The sequence below is a fragment of the Streptomyces sp. NPDC054765 genome, assembly GCF_053612065.1.
The window spans coordinates 1-15,819 of the sequence record NZ_JBSHBP010000108.1 but is presented as its reverse complement, the minus strand read 5'-3'; the positions used below and the strand labels follow the sequence as shown (position 1 = coordinate 15,819).

At 68.9% G+C, this 15,819-nt stretch carries 17 protein-coding genes; 4 read left to right on the top strand and 13 right to left on the bottom strand.

All coding sequences use genetic code 11. From position 1 onward, the window contains the following. Positions 1–192 precede the first annotated feature (192 nt). Complete coding sequence (locus ACWGJY_RS35975; protein WP_453265108.1) at positions 193–747, top strand: flavoprotein; 555 nt, start codon at positions 193–195, stop codon at positions 745–747. Between the two features lie 250 nt (positions 748–997). Here ACWGJY_RS35975 and ACWGJY_RS35970 read toward each other — a convergent pair whose 3' ends face one another. From ACWGJY_RS35970 to ACWGJY_RS35940, 7 genes are all read right to left on the bottom strand, one after another. Further along, a complete protein-coding gene (locus ACWGJY_RS35970; protein WP_453265107.1) occupies positions 998–2,203 on the bottom strand; it encodes a glycosyltransferase in 1,206 nt (401 codons plus the stop codon). A gap of 308 nt (positions 2,204–2,511) precedes the next feature. Next, complete coding sequence (locus ACWGJY_RS35965) at positions 2,512–3,018, bottom strand: GNAT family N-acetyltransferase (RefSeq protein WP_453265106.1); 507 nt, start codon at positions 3,016–3,018, stop codon at positions 2,512–2,514. Positions 3,019–3,158: 140 nt separating this feature from the next. Next, entirely contained in the window at positions 3,159–3,545 is a 387-nt protein-coding gene (locus ACWGJY_RS35960; RefSeq protein WP_453265105.1) for a DUF6415 family natural product biosynthesis protein, read from the bottom strand. Beyond that, entirely contained in the window at positions 3,542–3,730 is a 189-nt protein-coding gene (locus tag ACWGJY_RS35955; RefSeq protein ID WP_453265104.1) for a hypothetical protein, read from the bottom strand. The genes ACWGJY_RS35960 and ACWGJY_RS35955 overlap by 4 nt, the downstream gene beginning before the upstream one ends. A 96-nt stretch (positions 3,731–3,826) precedes the next feature. Next, positions 3,827–4,675, bottom strand: a complete 849-nt coding sequence (locus tag ACWGJY_RS35950) for a helix-turn-helix domain-containing protein (RefSeq protein WP_453265103.1) — start codon at positions 4,673–4,675, stop codon at positions 3,827–3,829. Positions 4,676–4,691: 16 nt separating this feature from the next. After that, on the bottom strand, positions 4,692–5,237 hold the full coding sequence (locus tag ACWGJY_RS35945; protein ID WP_453265102.1) for a DUF6879 family protein: 546 nt from the start codon (positions 5,235–5,237) through the stop codon (positions 4,692–4,694). After that, a complete protein-coding gene (locus ACWGJY_RS35940) occupies positions 5,194–5,472 on the bottom strand; it encodes a hypothetical protein (protein WP_453265101.1) in 279 nt (92 codons plus the stop codon). Before ACWGJY_RS35940 ends, ACWGJY_RS35945 begins: the two co-directional genes overlap by 44 nt. Before the next feature lie 265 nt (positions 5,473–5,737). Here ACWGJY_RS35940 and ACWGJY_RS35935 point away from each other — a divergent pair, with 265 nt between their 5' ends. Then, the gene (locus tag ACWGJY_RS35935) at positions 5,738–6,409 is read left to right on the top strand and encodes a hypothetical protein (protein WP_453265100.1); all 672 of its coding nucleotides are present in this window, start codon (positions 5,738–5,740) and stop codon (positions 6,407–6,409) included. An 18-nt stretch (positions 6,410–6,427) separates the two neighbouring features. Here the strand turns inward: ACWGJY_RS35935 and ACWGJY_RS35930 are convergent, their stop codons facing one another. Continuing rightward, on the bottom strand, positions 6,428–6,826 hold the full coding sequence (locus ACWGJY_RS35930) for a hypothetical protein (protein ID WP_453265099.1): 399 nt from the start codon (positions 6,824–6,826) through the stop codon (positions 6,428–6,430). An 807-nt stretch (positions 6,827–7,633) separates the two neighbouring features. Here ACWGJY_RS35930 and ACWGJY_RS35925 point away from each other — a divergent pair. Beyond that, positions 7,634–7,837, top strand: a complete 204-nt coding sequence (locus ACWGJY_RS35925; RefSeq protein ID WP_453265098.1) for a hypothetical protein — start codon at positions 7,634–7,636, stop codon at positions 7,835–7,837. Here the strand turns inward: ACWGJY_RS35925 and ACWGJY_RS35920 are convergent. The 5 genes from ACWGJY_RS35920 to speB form a co-directional block, all read right to left on the bottom strand. After that, positions 7,786–8,691: an IS5 family transposase gene (locus ACWGJY_RS35920; protein WP_453265097.1), complete on the bottom strand. Its 906-nt coding sequence runs from the start codon at positions 8,689–8,691 to the stop codon at positions 7,786–7,788. The genes ACWGJY_RS35925 and ACWGJY_RS35920 overlap by 52 nt on opposite strands. Positions 8,692–9,160: 469 nt before the next feature. After that, on the bottom strand, positions 9,161–10,609 hold the full coding sequence (locus ACWGJY_RS35915) for a gamma-aminobutyraldehyde dehydrogenase (protein WP_453265096.1): 1,449 nt from the start codon (positions 10,607–10,609) through the stop codon (positions 9,161–9,163). Between the two features lie 85 nt (positions 10,610–10,694). Further along, positions 10,695–11,084, bottom strand: a complete 390-nt coding sequence (locus tag ACWGJY_RS35910; RefSeq protein ID WP_453265095.1) for a YybH family protein — start codon at positions 11,082–11,084, stop codon at positions 10,695–10,697. Between the two features lie 110 nt (positions 11,085–11,194). After that, positions 11,195–12,736: a purine-cytosine permease family protein gene (locus ACWGJY_RS35905; protein ID WP_453265094.1), complete on the bottom strand. Its 1,542-nt coding sequence runs from the start codon at positions 12,734–12,736 to the stop codon at positions 11,195–11,197. After that, on the bottom strand, positions 12,733–13,680 hold the full coding sequence (gene speB / locus ACWGJY_RS35900; protein ID WP_453265093.1) for an agmatinase: 948 nt from the start codon (positions 13,678–13,680) through the stop codon (positions 12,733–12,735). The genes ACWGJY_RS35905 and speB overlap by 4 nt, the downstream gene beginning before the upstream one ends. Before the next feature lie 139 nt (positions 13,681–13,819). Here speB and ACWGJY_RS35895 point away from each other — a divergent pair, with 139 nt between their 5' ends. Beyond that, entirely contained in the window at positions 13,820–15,280 is a 1,461-nt protein-coding gene (locus ACWGJY_RS35895) for a PucR family transcriptional regulator (RefSeq protein ID WP_453265092.1), read from the top strand. Positions 15,281–15,819 lie beyond the last annotated feature (539 nt).

Sequence of the window (15,819 nt, the reverse complement as noted above, 5' to 3'; positions counted from 1 at the left end):
GGTCAGATCAGCCCGACCGCCTTCGAGCAACGATCAACTACGCTGGCCACTGCCGCATGACAACCGGTGTCCACGATCAAGGGTCAAGGCCCCAGCCCGCTCCAAAAGCCTGGTCGAGGACCTGCGACTGCTGGGCACCGGCAGTGCAGAGCGCCGCTTGCGTGCGCTGGCTGATCGCTGTGGACTGCCCGGATGACGAACCGCACCCTGTACCTGATCGCCTGCGCTGCCCCTCCGGCCCGCCGCATACGGATCCCCATCCGTGCCGCCCAGGAGGCCGGCTGGGACGTCTGCCTGATCCTCACGCCGTCCGCGTACCGGTGGGCTGCCGAGGACCCCGAAGCTGTCGCCGCGGGCGGGATCGGGGGCTTGGAGCAGCTCACCGGCCACCCCGTCCGCTACCAGTACAAGCTCCCCAGCCAGCCGGACGTGCTACCGGTGCCCGACGCGATCCTCGTCGCTCCGCTCACCAGCAACACGCTGCACAAATGGGCCGCCGGCACGTCGGACACCCTGGCTCTGGGCCTGGTGACCGAGGCGATCGGGCTGCGCATCCCGACCGTTGCCCTGCCGCACTGGAACGACGCCCAGCACGCACACCCAGCGGTGCCACGCAGCGTGGAGACCCTCCGAGCAGCAGGCGTGACCCTGCTGCTCGGCGATAACGGGTTCGTGCCCCACAAACCCAGGCACGGCAACCTGGACGCGTATCCCTGGCAGGCCGCGCTCGACACCCTGCCCGCCTGATCCGCCGCTTCAACCGCCAGCCCGGCCACCCGCCGAACCGCCCGCCGCACCCCGCGCCGAGGGTTCATCCGGCGGGGGTTCAACTGGCAGTCGGAACGACACGCCGCCCGACGCTACGTCCTCACCGGTGACCGCCGCGCCCTGGCAGGCACCTGGCTCTATGGGCTTGCAGGGAATTAACTTGTGGTTTTTGGGACTTGACACCCCACGTCCGGGCAACATGAGTGCGCATGTTGTTGTTCTGCGAGCCCTATGGAGTCCTTGCAGAATGATCTTTGTGTGGCAGGTGCTGCTGGAGCTTCTCCCAGACGACAGATGATCTTTCTGCAAGGACTCCTAGCGGATGTGAATCACCTGCTGTCCCGCAGTTCCGTGATGTCGAGCGGTGGCAGCGCTGTGACAGCTCGGCGTTGGCGGCGGTCATGGCGGCGGCGTAGCAGGGGTCGCCAAGGACAGCCGTCATGGCTTCGGTGATCTCCTTGCGCGTCGCCGTGAGTTCCAGCGCGTGGCCGAGGCCGCGCCGTGCGAAGGCGGTGGCGTTGTCGGGCTGGTCGGCAACAATCCCCATGCCCAGGACGGGCGTTGTGCCCTGCACTGCGTCGAGCAGGGATGCCCGGCCTCCGTGCGTCACGAACAGGCTGGCACGGTGCAGGAGCGCGGGCTGCGGGACGTGCTTGACGACATTGATACGGGGGTCCGTGCTCTGCAAGTGCTCCGCGAGATCTCCCGCGGACACGATCGCGTCGCAGTCGATCACGGAGAGAGCGGCCAGGATCTCTTGGTAGATGTCCGCCACGATGGTACGGAGCCCCGCCATTGCGGTGGTCAGGGTGCCAAGGCTCACGTAGACAAGGGGGCGGGAGGTGGGGAAGCGGTCCAGCCACTCGGGCAGGGCTGTCCAGTCCCCCGCGACGGTACGTTGGACCGCGCGCGCCGATGACGGGGGCGTCTTGTAGAACCACTGGGCCGGCGCGGGGGTGAGCATCTCAGGGAGGACGGGCGTGTCCTGCTCGTGTTGCTTGTAGAGCGAGGTCAACGCGGGCGCGATGTCGGTATCCCAGAGGTCCAGGAGTAGCGGGCCGAGGCCGTTGTCGGCTGCGAGCACGGGCAGCTGCAGGACCTTCGCCGCGAGGTGCGCGCCGAGATCGCTGCATTCGGCGATCACCAGGTCAGGCCGCGCCCGTGTCCACGCGGTGATCAGGTCATGGGCCTTCTTCTCGGCCTGATCTGGCCAGAGCTGACCGAAGACGTACCGGTTGAAGGGTACGTTTCCGGACGCCTTCCAGATCTCACTCGCTGCCCGCTGAACGGCGCGATCGCATGTCCAGTCTGTTCCTGCCCTGTGGAACTCCACTCCGCGCCGCTGGGCTTCGCTGCGGAACATGAGGGGGGCGTAGAGCGCAACCTCGTGGCCCTGCTCAAGGGCCGGGCCGGTGATGTAATCGAGCGCGGACACATGGGAAGGTATCGGCTCGGCAGTGATTGCTAACCGCAATGTCATGAAGGCTCCAAAGGGATCAACGACGCAGGCTGTGGCGATCCGATCATGGTGCGTCGACGCGTGTCCCCTTGGGGCGTCAGATGTAGGCCCTGACCGTTGCCCGTCCGCCGCCGCGCCCGCTGCCACGACCGGCCCCGGGGCGGTCGTGGTGTGAGGTACGGCGCGTGCCCGGCGCCGGCCCTTCCTTCGTACTCAGCAGTGTGGCCCGACCGGTTCGGCCGGCCGGGCCACACTGCGTTCGCGCGGGGGACGTGAACACCCCCTCAACGACCAAGCGGGGCCCAGGGCAACGGCAATGCGTACACCTGGTATGCCACGGTGGTTCCGTCCTCGGTGGGCCGGTCGGCGGTGCCGGTGCGGGTGAAGCCGGCTTTGGCCAGGACGCGGCCGGATGCCGGGTTGTCGGGGTGGTGCATGGCCTCCAGGCGCTCCAGGCCGGCCGTGGTGACGGCGAAGTCGACGGCGTGTTTGGCGGCTTCGGTGGCGTAGCCGTTGCCCCAGATGTCCTCGCGGAGGATGTAGCTGAGGGTGCCCATGGTCGGGGTTCGTCGCCGCAGGGAGATCAGGCCGATCATCTCGCCGGTGGCGGCGATGCCCCAGCTCCACTGCGCGCGCGGTGTCTCGGCAGCTCGGGCCAGGGCCGTGCGGATCTTCTCGTGGGCCTGGTCGAGGGTGAGGGGCTTGCCGGTGGTGTGCCGGACGGAGGCCCCGCTGTAGATGCGGGTAAGGGCATGGGTGTCTTCGGTGGTCAGTTCTCGCAGGGTCACCATGAGGCGGCCGGCTCCTTTGCGGTGGGTGCGTCTGGCGGTCTCAGGTGTCGTCCCTTTGAGCGCGGGCGGTCAGCGCGTCGCGCAGGATCGTAGGTCGTCATACCTGCCCAACGAGCTCCCCTGTGGCAGGGCTTCTCGGGTTATGGAGCCGCTGGGGCGGCTTGTGTGAGGCGGTCCAGCCGCGTGTAGAGGGCCTGCACGAGCCGGGCGCGGTTCTGGGCGCAGTGGGCGGTTCCCTTGAGCGGTGCGGCCAGGCGGCCGGCGGCTTCGCGCAGGACGACTTCGGCGAGGGCGCCGCGGCCGTCGTTCTTCGACAGGGCGGCGGCGTGGCGTTGGACGTCGGCGGCGACTGCGCGGGCGTGCCCGGTGAGCTGGAGGGCGATCTGCTCGTAGTCGCGGGGTGCGAGGTCCGGGTTCTTCCACGCGAGGACGGCGGTGACGAGTGCCTCGTGCGGGGCGCGGTCCAGGGGGAGTTCGGCCTCGATCAGGCCGCGCGGGTCGTAGAGCACGACGTGGGTGTCGCTCATCGTGCGCCCGCCACGTCGTCGTCCTGGTCGTGGTCGCCGGTGTCGGCGTCCGGGGCCTGGACGGCGAGGAAGCGGGCGTAGCCGCGGTCGGCGCGGGCCAGCAGCGCCGGGGAGGGCCAGCCGAAGGCGGGCGGGTGGAGGCCGGGGCTTTGTGGTGCGGGGCCGGCGGGTGTGGGTGCGCTCATGGGCACCGCCTCCGTGTGCTGGGGTGCGTCGGTGTCGTTCGACGCTACGGAGGCGCCCGCTCCGTCCTCAACGAGATTGCGGGAAATTGCGGAAGTTCACTCCAGGGCGTCGATCGCGGCCCGGATGAGCGCGCGGGCTGCGTCGCCGTAGACGGCCATCTCCGCGAGGCCGGTGAACGCCTTGGCGTAGTCGGCGAGTTCGCGGGGCTGCGTCACCTTGATCTCTGCCGTCAGGGTCTCCACCACGGCCACGTCGTCGTCGTGGAGGTAGAACGCCTCCAGCGGCCACACGGTGCGCTGCGCGGTGAACGGGATGATCCCCAGCGAGACGGAGGCGAGCGGCATCACGGCCAGGAGGTGGCGCAGCTGGCCGCGCATGGCGTCGGGGTCGGCGGTGCGGTAGCGCAGGACGGACTCTTCCATGAGGACGACGTAGCGGTGGCCGCCCTCGTAGAGGAAGCGGGAGCGGGCGACCCGGGCGGCGACCGCTTCGGCGACGTCGTTCGGGGTGCCCTGGAAGGCCGTGATCTGGCCCATGAGGGCGGTGGCGAAGCCGGGTGTCTGGAAGAAGCCGGGCGGCACGTTGGAGACGTAGACCCGGCAGACGCGGGTCTGCTCGTGCAGGGCATACCAGCCCTCTTGGACCTTGCGCATCCCGTCCTTGTGCAGGCGGCGCCACTCCAGGTACATCGAGTCGACCGCGCGGGCGGTGGCGATGAGGTCGTCGGCCTGGTCGTCCGCGCCGCACGCCGCGCACCAGGCCCGGATGTCGGTGTCCGAGGGCGGGGCGTCGCCCTTCTGGATGCGGGTGGTCTTCGCGGGGTGCCAGCCGCACCGGGCGGAGAGGTCCTTCCCGGTGAGGTCGGCGTCCTTGCGCAGGTGCTGCAAGCGCACGGCCAGTGCCTCACGGGCTGCCTGTGCGCTGGACGATGGGGATGCGGTCATGGGGCTGCTCAGGGGCCTAGACGGTGTACTTCTCGTGCGGGATGCCGCGCTCCCACACGGTCTCGAACGCGGTGGTGCACAGCGTGACGGCGGCCGGGTCGGTGGTGCGTTCCTTGCCGTCGGTTGCCCAGTCGCCGGTGCCGGTGAAGTGGTGGAACTGCACGAGCTCGCCGTCCAGGAGCCAGAAGTCGTTGCCGGGCAGCGGGATGTCGGAGGCGCGGCGGCGGGGCAGCCAGCGCACGTCCTCTCCGGCCTGGAGGTTGAGCGGGGTGATGGCGTGCTCGTAGCGGATGTAGTCGGTGACCGGTTCGGAGACGATCCGGGCGCGGCGCATGACCACGCCGCGGGCGACCGCGTCCTTGACGAGCGGCATCCACTGGGGCCAGAACGAGCGGGCCGGATCGAGGTTCGGCATGCCGGTCCGCAGGAATGCGGCGTAGTCGTCTGTTTCGTCACCGACGGCATAGGCGTCGCGCATCTCCAGATGAACAGCCGTGTGGTGGGTGTCGGCGAGCAGCTCAGCGAACGTCGCGGTCTTCAGCTGCTGCGCGTTCAGCGGCATCGCACGCCTCCCTCAGAATCGGCACCATGCGGGCCGGAATCCGGATCACCCGCTCGTGCGCGGGGATCCCCGTCTTGTGGCCGGCCACCCACTCGGTGGAGCCGACCATGGCCTGGAGGAGTCCGTCGGCTTCCTCACCTTGGAGGACCAGGTCCGCGCTGTCCTCTTCCACCCACACCGTGGGCGATCCCTCGCCTCCAGTATTGGGGTCGATCCCGACGAACCGTAACGTCATGGCGCTCTCCCGTGTCGAGTCGGTTGCGCATAGTTGCGCCACGACCGTCCCGCAGGCCGGTGACGACAGTCAAGAGCCACTCACGCGACGGGGATGCGGCGGCTTCCGGCGGACCGGGGCGGCTTCTGGTCCGTCAGGTCAACAGGCGCCTTGCGTGATGCGGTCAGACGCTGCGACCGGGCAGTGCGTATGGCGTGAGGCGGTCTTGTGCCGTCGCTCGCGCCTGACCGAGGCTTGGCTGATCACACACGGAGGGGGAACCTCGATGGGACGGTTCAAGCCCAAGAAGCAGCGGCGTGACCGGCAGCAACCACCGCGGCAGCGGTTCCACATCGACGACCGGGCCGTCAGCCAGGCCGAGATCCTGGCGGCCGGGGCGCAGCTGAGCGACAAAGTCGACGACCACGGCCGGCTGCTCTACATGAACTCCCCCTCGCTCGGGCTGGGGCAGGTCGCCACCGGCATCGACCCGGACACCGGCACCGTGCAGACCACCGACGGCGAAGACCCGATGCCGGTTGCCCTGTTCGAGCCGGAACGCGCGATGATGTCCCGCCTTCCCGGGGATGAGCCCAAGGAAATCCAGGTGGAGGGCGCGATCACAGCGGGACTGCGACGCTTCCCCCGCGGCTTCGGCGATCTGCGGGCCACCCCCGGCTGGGCCCTGCACCGGTTGGCCGACGACCGGATCGAGCTGCGTTCCCCGGACGGCGGCGTCTACTCCCGCATCACCGTCCCCACCTCGCCCGACTGGTACTCAGCCGCCCTGCACCACGGGTACGTGGTGTGCTTCTACGGCCCGCAACTCGGAGTGCGCACCCCGCCGGACAGCACGCTGGAGCAGTACACCGATGCCAAGCGGCTGGAGGAGTTCCGCACCGCCCAGGGCCGCGGCCTGGTCGCCGGCGGCATCATCGCCTACCGCAACAACCGCTGACCCGCGCCGTTCTTGGGGTCACCCGTTCCGACGGGTGACCCCAAGAACGAGCGGAGCCTCGACCAACGGGCCATCAGCAACCTGGAACCGGTGTGCGGACAGGATCGTGCGCAGGGCCTGGTTCATCGCGGCCTGCTGGGCTTCGCACAGCTCGGAGGGAAGGTGGTGGGCGGCTGCCGGGTCTTGCTGCCACAGCACTCGCAGCCCGCGGCGGTCCTGCGGCACCAGCGCCACCGCGGTCTCCTCCCCGTCTGCGGCCGCCTCGGTGTTGTACGGCGGAAGGCCGACCAGCAGCACGGCCTCAAGGACCGGCCGCGCCAACTGCTCCTGTGCCTCAGTGAGCCTGTGTCCGCCCAGTACGGCCCTGGGCGCGAAGTAGCGCGCCTGCTGCTCGTAGTCTCCGCCGCGTGGATCCATGGCGTTGCTCCAGCTGCCTGTCCAGTGTGCGAGCGCGTGTCAGGCGTCAGGGCGATGATCTTGTTGCCGCTACTCAAGTGCGGGCGGACCGTGTACTCGCCGTCCGGCGACGGCCGGTGAGGTCCCCCGTCCTCGGGCTCGCTCACGCCGATGACGGGCCAGAAGATGCCTTCCCCGTCCATGACCCAGGCGGCAATGGGCGCGGTGAACGCATCGAACGGGCCGAACCGTTCGGCCTGTACCTTCCACCCGGGAGCGGCCGGCAGGACCGAGACCACCCGGTGGTACGGCACCAGTTCCTTGAACCCCGGCACCTTCGTGGCGGGGAGCAGCCTAGGGCTGTCCCGCATCGCGACCATCGCTTCGTCCTTCGGTCCCCACTTCTCCACGGGCAGCGAATACTCTCGCTCCCCCTCTACGATCTTCGCTCCCCACCCCGTCGGGCTCCACTTCATGGCCGATCCTCCCCTGTGATCGATCTACGGCTGAACGACGCTACCCATCCGGCAGCCGCAGTAGAGCGGCTTCGCCGCCAAAGCTCAGCCGCTGGCAGGAACACCTCGGCCGGGACGGCCGGGCTCGGCGGAATGACCTCTCAGCAAGAGGGTTGGACTCTCGCGTCCAGCTGCTGGCCAGCTTCTTCCGGGTCAGGCGCTTGGTCATCGCATTCGCGTCCCTGCGACGCGCACCTATTCGGCCTGAAAGCACCGTTGGCACCCGAGAGGTCGGTGTCCGTCGCTAGGGTCGATCGGTTTCACAGCTGGCGTCGGGGAAGTCTTCCCCGACGCCGTTGCCCAGGGGGTACGAGTGGACGAGATCAATCGCGAGATAGCCGGTGAAGTGGCCGGTCTCCAGGCCGGCATCACATCGGTGCTGGAGGAGTTGGAGGGTTTGCCTGAGGAGCATCCACGCTACGAGGCGCTGTTCGAGGAAGCTGGTCAAGGAGCCGGACGGCCGGTTCAGCGCCGTGCGGCCAGACGGCGGGTCATGAGCGCGGTCATCGACCAGTAGATCATCGCTTCCGCGGCCGGGGTGGTGCGCTCGTAGTCGCGCGCCAGGCGACGGGTGCGCAGCAGCCATCCGTTGGTCCGCTCGACCACCCAGCGGCGCGTTAGCACCGCGAAGCCCACCGTGTTCTCCGCGCGCTTGACCACCTGCAGCGCCAGCCGTAGTGCGGCACCGGCCCATTCCACCAGCGCCCCGCTGTAGGAGTTGTCGGCCCAGATCAACTTCAAGCGGAAGTATCGGGCGCGCAGCGGCGGCAGCATAGCGTGCGCGGCGTCGCGGTCGGTGGTCGAGGCGGCGGTCACCAGTAAAGCCAGCAGCAGCCCGAGACAGTCGACCACCAGGTGGCGCTTACGCCCATTGATCTTCTTTCCGCCATCGAAACCGCGCGAGTCGGCACCGACCACGGCGTCGGCCTTGACCGACTGGGAGTCGATGATCGCAGCTGGCGGCTCCGGGTCACGGCCCTCCTCCACGCACACCTGTCGGCGCAGCCGGTCGTGCAGCTCCGTCAGCAGGCCCTGCGCGAGGTAGCGGCGGAAGAAGCGGTAGACGGCCACCCAGCCGGGGAAGTCGACCGGCATCGCACGCCACTTGATGCCGCCGTCGACCAGGTAGAGCACGGCGTCGACCATCACGCGGTGGCAGTAGGACTCCGGTCGGCCGCCCCGTCCCTGAAGCCAGCGCGGCATCGGCAGTGCGTCGCGGACCACCGCCCACTCGGCGTCGGTCAGATCGCTGGGGTAGCGGCGCTCGTGGCCTTCGTGGTCGGCGGCGTTGCCGAACCGATGAGCGAGGCAATCGCACCGCGACACATCGGAGTTAGACACCGACACGACGGGCGCGGAAGACTGTGACACCTGGGCCTCCTGGGTGCTTGTTGACTCGACATCTCCGAGCTACGCAGGAGGCCCTTCCTTCATGCACCGGCCAGTCCGTGATCATCCAAACGGGAGCAGGACCCGCACGCCCGTCCGCTCCTCAAGCTGCAAGATCGCTTTGATAACGGCTTCTCACCGAATCTCACACGTACCGTTCGGGAAGGGGCCGTCGGAAAAGGACCCCAGCTGGGGGCACCTCGTCGGCGGCCTACTTCACCGCTGAAGGACTCGTTGGAACCGATGGCGATGCTGTTCTTCTGCAGAAGAGCAGGCGCTGGCACTGGCATGGGCTGATCAGGACAACGGCCGGGGCCTGGTCATCATCCGTTTCCTCGCCGCCGAAGCCGGCGGCCGTCTGTCGGTCGTCCCCGGCGAGTCCGGGTGGCAAGTCGGTCTGGATCGCCCGTCCCGTGGCAGGTCACCGTGCGCTGACCTGGGCTTCCGGTGCTCAGAGGGCCGTCATGACGTGCTTGATCCGGGTGTAGTCCTCGAAGCCGTACGCGGACAGGTCCTTGCCGTAGCCGGACTTCTTGTAGCCGCCGTGCGGCATCTCTGCGACGAGGGTCATATGGGTGTTGATCCATACGCAGCCGAAGTCCAGGGCCTTGGACATCCGCATCGCCCGTGCGTGGTCCTTCGTCCACACGGACGAGGCGAGTGCGTACTCGACGCCGTTCGCGTAGGTGACGGCCTGGGCCTCGTCCGTGAAGGTCTGCACGGTGATGACTGGGCCGAAGACCTCGTTCTGGATGATCTCGTCATCCTGCTTCAGACCGGACACGACGGTCGGGGCGTAGAAGTAGCCGTGCTCGCCGACGCGGTGACCGCCGGTCTCGACCTTGGCGTGGTCGGGCAGGCGCTCGATGAAGCCGGAGACCTGCGCGAGCTGGTTGGCATTGTTGAGGGGACCGTAGAGCACGTCCTCGTCGTCGATGCCGCCGCCGGTGATGGTCGCGGCGGCGGCCTTGGCGAGAGCGGTGACGAAGGCGTCGCGGATCGATGCGTGGACCAGGACACGGGTCGCCGCGGTGCAGTCCTGCCCGGCGTTGAAGAAGCCGGCGACGGAGATTCCCTCCGCGGCGGCGGTGATGTCGGCGTCCTCGAAGACCACCGCGGGCGCCTTGCCGCCGAGTTCGAGGTGGACGCGCTTGAGGTCCTTCGATGCGGACTGGGCGACCTGCATGCCCGCGCGGACCGAGCCGGTGATGGCTGCCATCGCCGGGGTCTTGTGCTCGACCATCAGCCGGCCGGTCTCGCGGTCGCCGCAGACCACGTTGAAGATGCCGGCGGGCAGGCCCATCTCCTTCAGGATGTCGCCGATGATCCCGGCGAGCAGCACGGTGGACGCCGGGGTGGTGTCGGACGGCTTGAGGACGACCGTGTTGCCCGCAGCGATCGCCGGGGCGAACTTCCATACGCCCATCATCAGCGGGTAGTTCCACGGTGCGACCTGCGCGCACACGCCGACCGGCTCTCGCCGGATGATCGACGTCATCCCCTCCATGTACTCGCCCGCCGACTTTCCCTCCAGCAGACGTGCGGCGCCGGCGAAGAACCGGATCTGGTCGATGATCGGAGTGATCTCCTCGGTGAGGGTCAGGGCTCGCGGCTTGCCGGTGTTGCGGCACTCCGCGTCCGTGATCTCGTCGGCCCGGGCCTCCACGGCGTCGGCGATCTTCAGCAGCAGCCGCTGCCGGGTGGCGGGCGTGGTGTCGCGCCAGACGGGGAAGGCCGCTGCGGCGGCGGCCATCGCGGCGTCCACGTCGGCGGCGCCCGAATTAGGAGAGTGTGCGTACACTTCGCCCGTTACGGGGTCGATCACGTCCAGGCGGCGTCCGTCGGCCGCGTCGCGGTACTCGCCATCGATGTAGTTGCGCAGCGCACCAAGCTCGTTCATCGCTCTGTCCTCAGTTTTCTTCACCGCCGCGGGTCGCGCCGGTGGTATCTCCATCACGTTGTTGTCAGGCCGTGTGGCGTCCGGCTCACGCCCCGAACGCCGCCGAGAGGTGTTCGTGCACGGCGAGCCAGCGGCCGGACTCCTCGCGGCGGAACACGATCGTCTCGCGCTCGTGGACGGTCTCCTCACCGGCCGTGGTGCTGACCGTGGTCTCGACCTGGTGGCTGAACACAGCAGTGTCGCCGAGGAGTTGGACGAGCTGGCCGGTGGACATGCAGGCGAGGACGCGGAAGTCGTCCTCGGCAACCCAGCGGTCCCACAGGGCGCGATAGTCCGCGGCGGAGGTGAGACGTTCGGGGGTGGTGTGGAAGATGAACGTCGCTTCGGGCGCGAACGCAGCGAAGTAGTCGTCGAGGCGGCCTTCGCCGAACGCGGACACTAGGACGTCGGCGGCCTTGAGAACCTCGTTGTGCATGGGTGGCGCTCCTTGTTGCGGGGGTCGGTGACGTCGACTCTCAGCGCGTCATGCCGTTGGTGTGGACCTTGGCGCTCTCAACGCAGAGGTCGGTGAGGGGCTCGGCGGCCTTACGCTGCGTCCGCCAGTGCGGCGACGGGCGCACCGGTCTGCGTGGTGATCGGCGGAATGGGCGTGTCCGAAGCGCGGACCAGGAGCGGCCCCTCGGGGCCGTAGACCTCGCGCGGCTCGGGGAAGATCCACAGCAGGGCCATGTAGAGGAGCGTGGCGATGCCCAGGCCGACTGGCAGAGAGAGGTCGACGCCACCGGCCAGGTTGCCGAGCGGGCCGATGAACTGCCCGGGCAGGTTCACGAACATCAGGGCGAGGACCGCGGATATCAGCCAGGCACCCATGCCGCGCCAGTTCCAGCCGTGGTTGAACCAGTAGCGGCCGCCGCGGTGGCGCCGGTTGAACACCTGGAGCGAGTCCGGGTCGTACCAGCCGCGACGGGTCACAAAGCCGAGCATCATGATCACCATCCACGGGGCGGTGCAGGTGATGATCAGCGTCGCGAACGTGGAGATGGACTGAGCCAGGTTGGCGGCGAAGCGGCCGACGAAAATGAACCCGATCGAGAGCACACCGACGAACAGTGTTGCCTGCACCCGGCTGAACCTGGTGAACACGCTGGAGAAGTCCAGGCCGGTGCCGTAGAGCGAGGTGGTGCCGGTGGACATGCCGCCGATGAGCGCGAGCAGGCACACCGGCAGGAAGTACCAGCCGGGCGCTACGGCCAGCAGGCCGCCGACGTAGTTCGGGGCGCTCGGGTCCATGTAGTCCGCCGCCTTCTCGGCGATGATCGAGGCGGTGGCCAGGCCGAAGAAGAAGGGCAGGATGGTGGCGATCTGCGAGGCGAACGCCGCCGTGATGACCTTGCGGCGCGGGGTGTCGGCCGGGATGTAGCGGGCCCAGTCGCCGAGGAAGGCACCAAACGACACCGGGTTGGACAGCACGATCAGTGCCGAGCCGATGAACGCGGGCCAGAACCCGGCCGAGGACGCCGAGTGGAAGGTGCCCTGGTAGCCGGGGTCGAAGTCCCCGGCGAAGGCGAAGAAGCCGAGGACGAACAGCGTCGAGGCCGCCACCACCGCGATCTTGTTCACGAAGAGCATGAACCGGAAGCCGTACACGCACACCGTCAGTACCAGCAGCGCGAAGATGCCGTACGCAACAGCGAACACGCCGTCGTTCTGCGGTACGCCCATCAGCCGGTGCGCGCCGCCGACGAGGGCGTCGCCGGAGGACCACACCGAGATCGAGAAGAACGCGATGGCGGTGAGCAGCGACAGAAACGAGCCGACGATCCGCCCGTGCACACCCAGGTGCGCCGAGGACGAGACCGCGTTGTTGGTGCCGTTGCGCGGACCGAACACGGCCAGCGGTGCGAGGATCAGCGCGCCGGACACCAGGCCGAGCACGGTCGCCGCAAGGCCCTGCCAGAAGGACAGCCCGAACAGGATCGGGAAGGCGCCGAGTACACATGTGGCGAAGGTGTTGGCGCCGCCGAACGCGACCCGGAACAGGTCGAGGGGGGTCGCGGTGCGGTCCGCATCGGGGATGCGTTCGACACCGTACTGCTCGACCTCGGTCAGAGCTGGAGCGTCACTCATCTGTCCTCCTTGAGGGCGAGCAGGCTGATCAGGTCGTAGGCGACATGCGAGGCCGCGACCGAGGTGATCTCTGCGTGGTCGTAGGCGGGCGCGACCTCTACGACGTCCGCGCCGATCAGGTGGCTTGCGGCCAGGCCGCGCAGGATCTCCAGGAGTTCCCGGGAGGTCATGCCGCCGGCCTCGGGGGTGCCGGTGCCAGGGGCGTGCGCCGGGTCGAGGCAGTCGATGTCGATGGAGATGTACAGGGGCCGGTTGCCGATGCGCTGCCGCAGTTGGTCGGCGACCTCGTCGGCGCCCCGCCGGTAGACGTCGGCGGAGGTGATGATGCCGAAGCCCAGCTTCTCGTCGTCGGTGAGGTCTTGCTTGCCGTACAGCGGACCGCGTGTACCGACGTGGGAGAGCGCGGAGGTGTCGAGGATGCCCTCCTCCACGGCGCGGCGGAAGGGGGTACCGTGAGTGTACTCGGCACCGAAGTAGGTGTCCCACGTGTCGAGGTGTGCATCGAAGTGCAGCACCGCGACCGGGCCGTACCGCTTCGCAGCCGCACGCAGCAGCGGGAGGGCGATGGTGTGGTCGCCGCCGATGGTGACCAGGCGGGTGCCGTCGGTCTGCAAGCCGCTCGCGGCGTCCTCGATGGTCTCGATGGCCTCACCGACGTTGAAGGGGTTGACGGCGATGTCCCCGGCGTCGGCCACCTGCTGGGTGGCGAACGGCGACACATCGAGGCCCGGGTGGTAGGGGCGCAGCAGCCGGCTGGCCTCGCGGACCGCCGAGGGCCCGAAGCGGGCGCCGGGCCGGTAGGAGACGCCGGCGTCGAACGGGACACCGACCACCGCCACGTCGGCGCGGGCCACCTCGTCGAGCCGCGGCAGCCGGGCGAACGTGGCGGGACCCGCGAAACGCGGGACCTTGGAGGAATCGACAGGCCCTCGGGGCTCGGTCATCTGGGGGTGCCATCCCTTCTCACATGCACCGATGTGGATCTCGCAAGCGAGCGCAGAGGCGGATCCGATTGGTGCCGAGTGTGCGCAACCGAGGTTCTGCATCACAATTGGCGCAGCCACAAACAGATACAATCTCTTTGTGCCTGGCAACAAAGAACGGCGAGTGACCGTCGGGGATCTGCTGTCGTATCCGGCGCTCCAGCTACGCCTGCTCGCGGGCGCCTCAGGCCTGGACCGATCCGTCTCCTGGGCACATGTCAGCGAGCTGGCCGACCCCACGCCCTGGCTGCTCGGCTCCGAGATGATCATGACGACGGGGCTCGCTGTGCCCCGCACGGCCGCCGGACAGCGGGCCTACCTGGAACGCCTCGACAACGCCGGAGTCGCCGCACTCGCCGTCTCCGCCCAGCTGAACATGCCCGAACTGCGCCAGGCGTTCTTCGCCGCCGCCGAGGAACGCGGCATGCCGGTCCTCGAGGTCCCGCTCGCCGTACCGTTCATCGCAGTGGCGCAAGACCTGGCCGCCGCCGTCCAGGAGGACGCCCGCCACCGGCTCGGCGCGCAGCTCCAGGTCTTCGGGGCGCTGCGCTGGCTGACATCGGAGGCCCTGGACACCGCGACACTCTTCGGCCGCCTGGAGAAGCTGTCCGGATACGACATCTACCTGTGCACCACACAGGGCCGCCCACTGCTGCCCGGTGTGCCCGTTCCCGCCCCCTCCGTGATCCCCGCCTCGGTGGACAGCCCGCCGACCATCCCCGGCGGCTTCGCCCTCCCCGTGCCCTCACCCGGTGGCACAGCGGGCTTCCTCATCGCCTTCGAGCGTGACGGCGCGCGCCCGGCCGGACTCGCCGTCGTGCAGCACATCGCCACGGTGGCCGCCCTCCAGCTCGCCATGCTCCGCACCGAACGCGAGACCCTGCGGCGTGAGGGCGCGGAGATCCTCGCCGAACTGCTCCAGGGCGCGCTCGACCCCGCCGTCGCCCAGCGCCGCCTGCTGCGGCACTCCATCGAGGGCGAGACCGCCCTGACCGTGGTCAGAGGCGTCACCGAGGACGCCGTGCTGCACGCGCTGGAGGAGCCGTCCTACCTCCTGCTCAACCGCGGCGAAGACCGCTACCTGCTCGGCTCACCCGGCCTAGGCGACGCCATCGCCGCCCTGCCCGGCGTCGCCGCCGGAATGAGCCGCCCCTTCAGCCCCGGCGCCCCGCTGCGGGTCGCGCAGCGCGAGGCGCTGTGGGCGGCCTCCCACGCCGCCGCCTCCGGCTGTGCCCTCATCCGCTACGGCGATGACGCCACCGGCCGCTGGCTGCCCGACGACCCCGCCGCGCTCACCTCCCTCGTCGACCACGTACTCGGCGAGGCCCTCCGCTACGACGCCGATCACAGCTCGCGACTTCTGCCGTCGGTACGCACCTGGATGGAACGCGACCGCCGTACGGACGAGGCCGCCGCAGCCCTCCACATCCACCCCAACACGCTCTCCTACCGCCTGCGCCGATTCGGCGAGGTCACCGGCCGCGATCTGTCCGCCACCGGCGCGTTTGCCGAGGTCTGGCTGGCGATCCGGGCCGCGGGGCAACTCGGGCTGCTCGATTGAATCCTCGGAGTCCGCCATCCAACGTCTCGACTCGACCGACGTCTCGGCCTGAGATCATCAGCGCTGGGGCACCGACTGGGACGCCTACACCTACGTCTCCCCCGTCGGCTGGGCCGCGTGACCGATCACGGGCGAACGCCCGGAGTCACGCGAATTGACTCCGGGCGTTCGCTGTCACCGTATCCCCAGATAGGTAGGGCTACCGACTCCTACGCAGGTCATCGGGCACGCGCACGAAGTACTTCTTGGTGAGAAGCGCCGCCCGCAGACAGGCGCGCGGCGGGACCACCACTCGGTGCCCTGTTGCTGTTGGCCTCCAGCCCGGCCCCAGGCGGCCGGGCTCTGCAACGGCGCTGTGTCGAACGAGACGCTGGCCGCCTCAACCAAACGGGAGTCAGGAAGGTGTTTCGGTCGAAACACCTTCCTGGACCATGACAAGTCGCCCTGGGCTTGATCCGCTTTGACGGACATCAGAGATCAGGGGTTCTGCCCCGGGAGGATGTCCATCATGGAGAGCATGGGGAAGAAGAAGCCTCGCC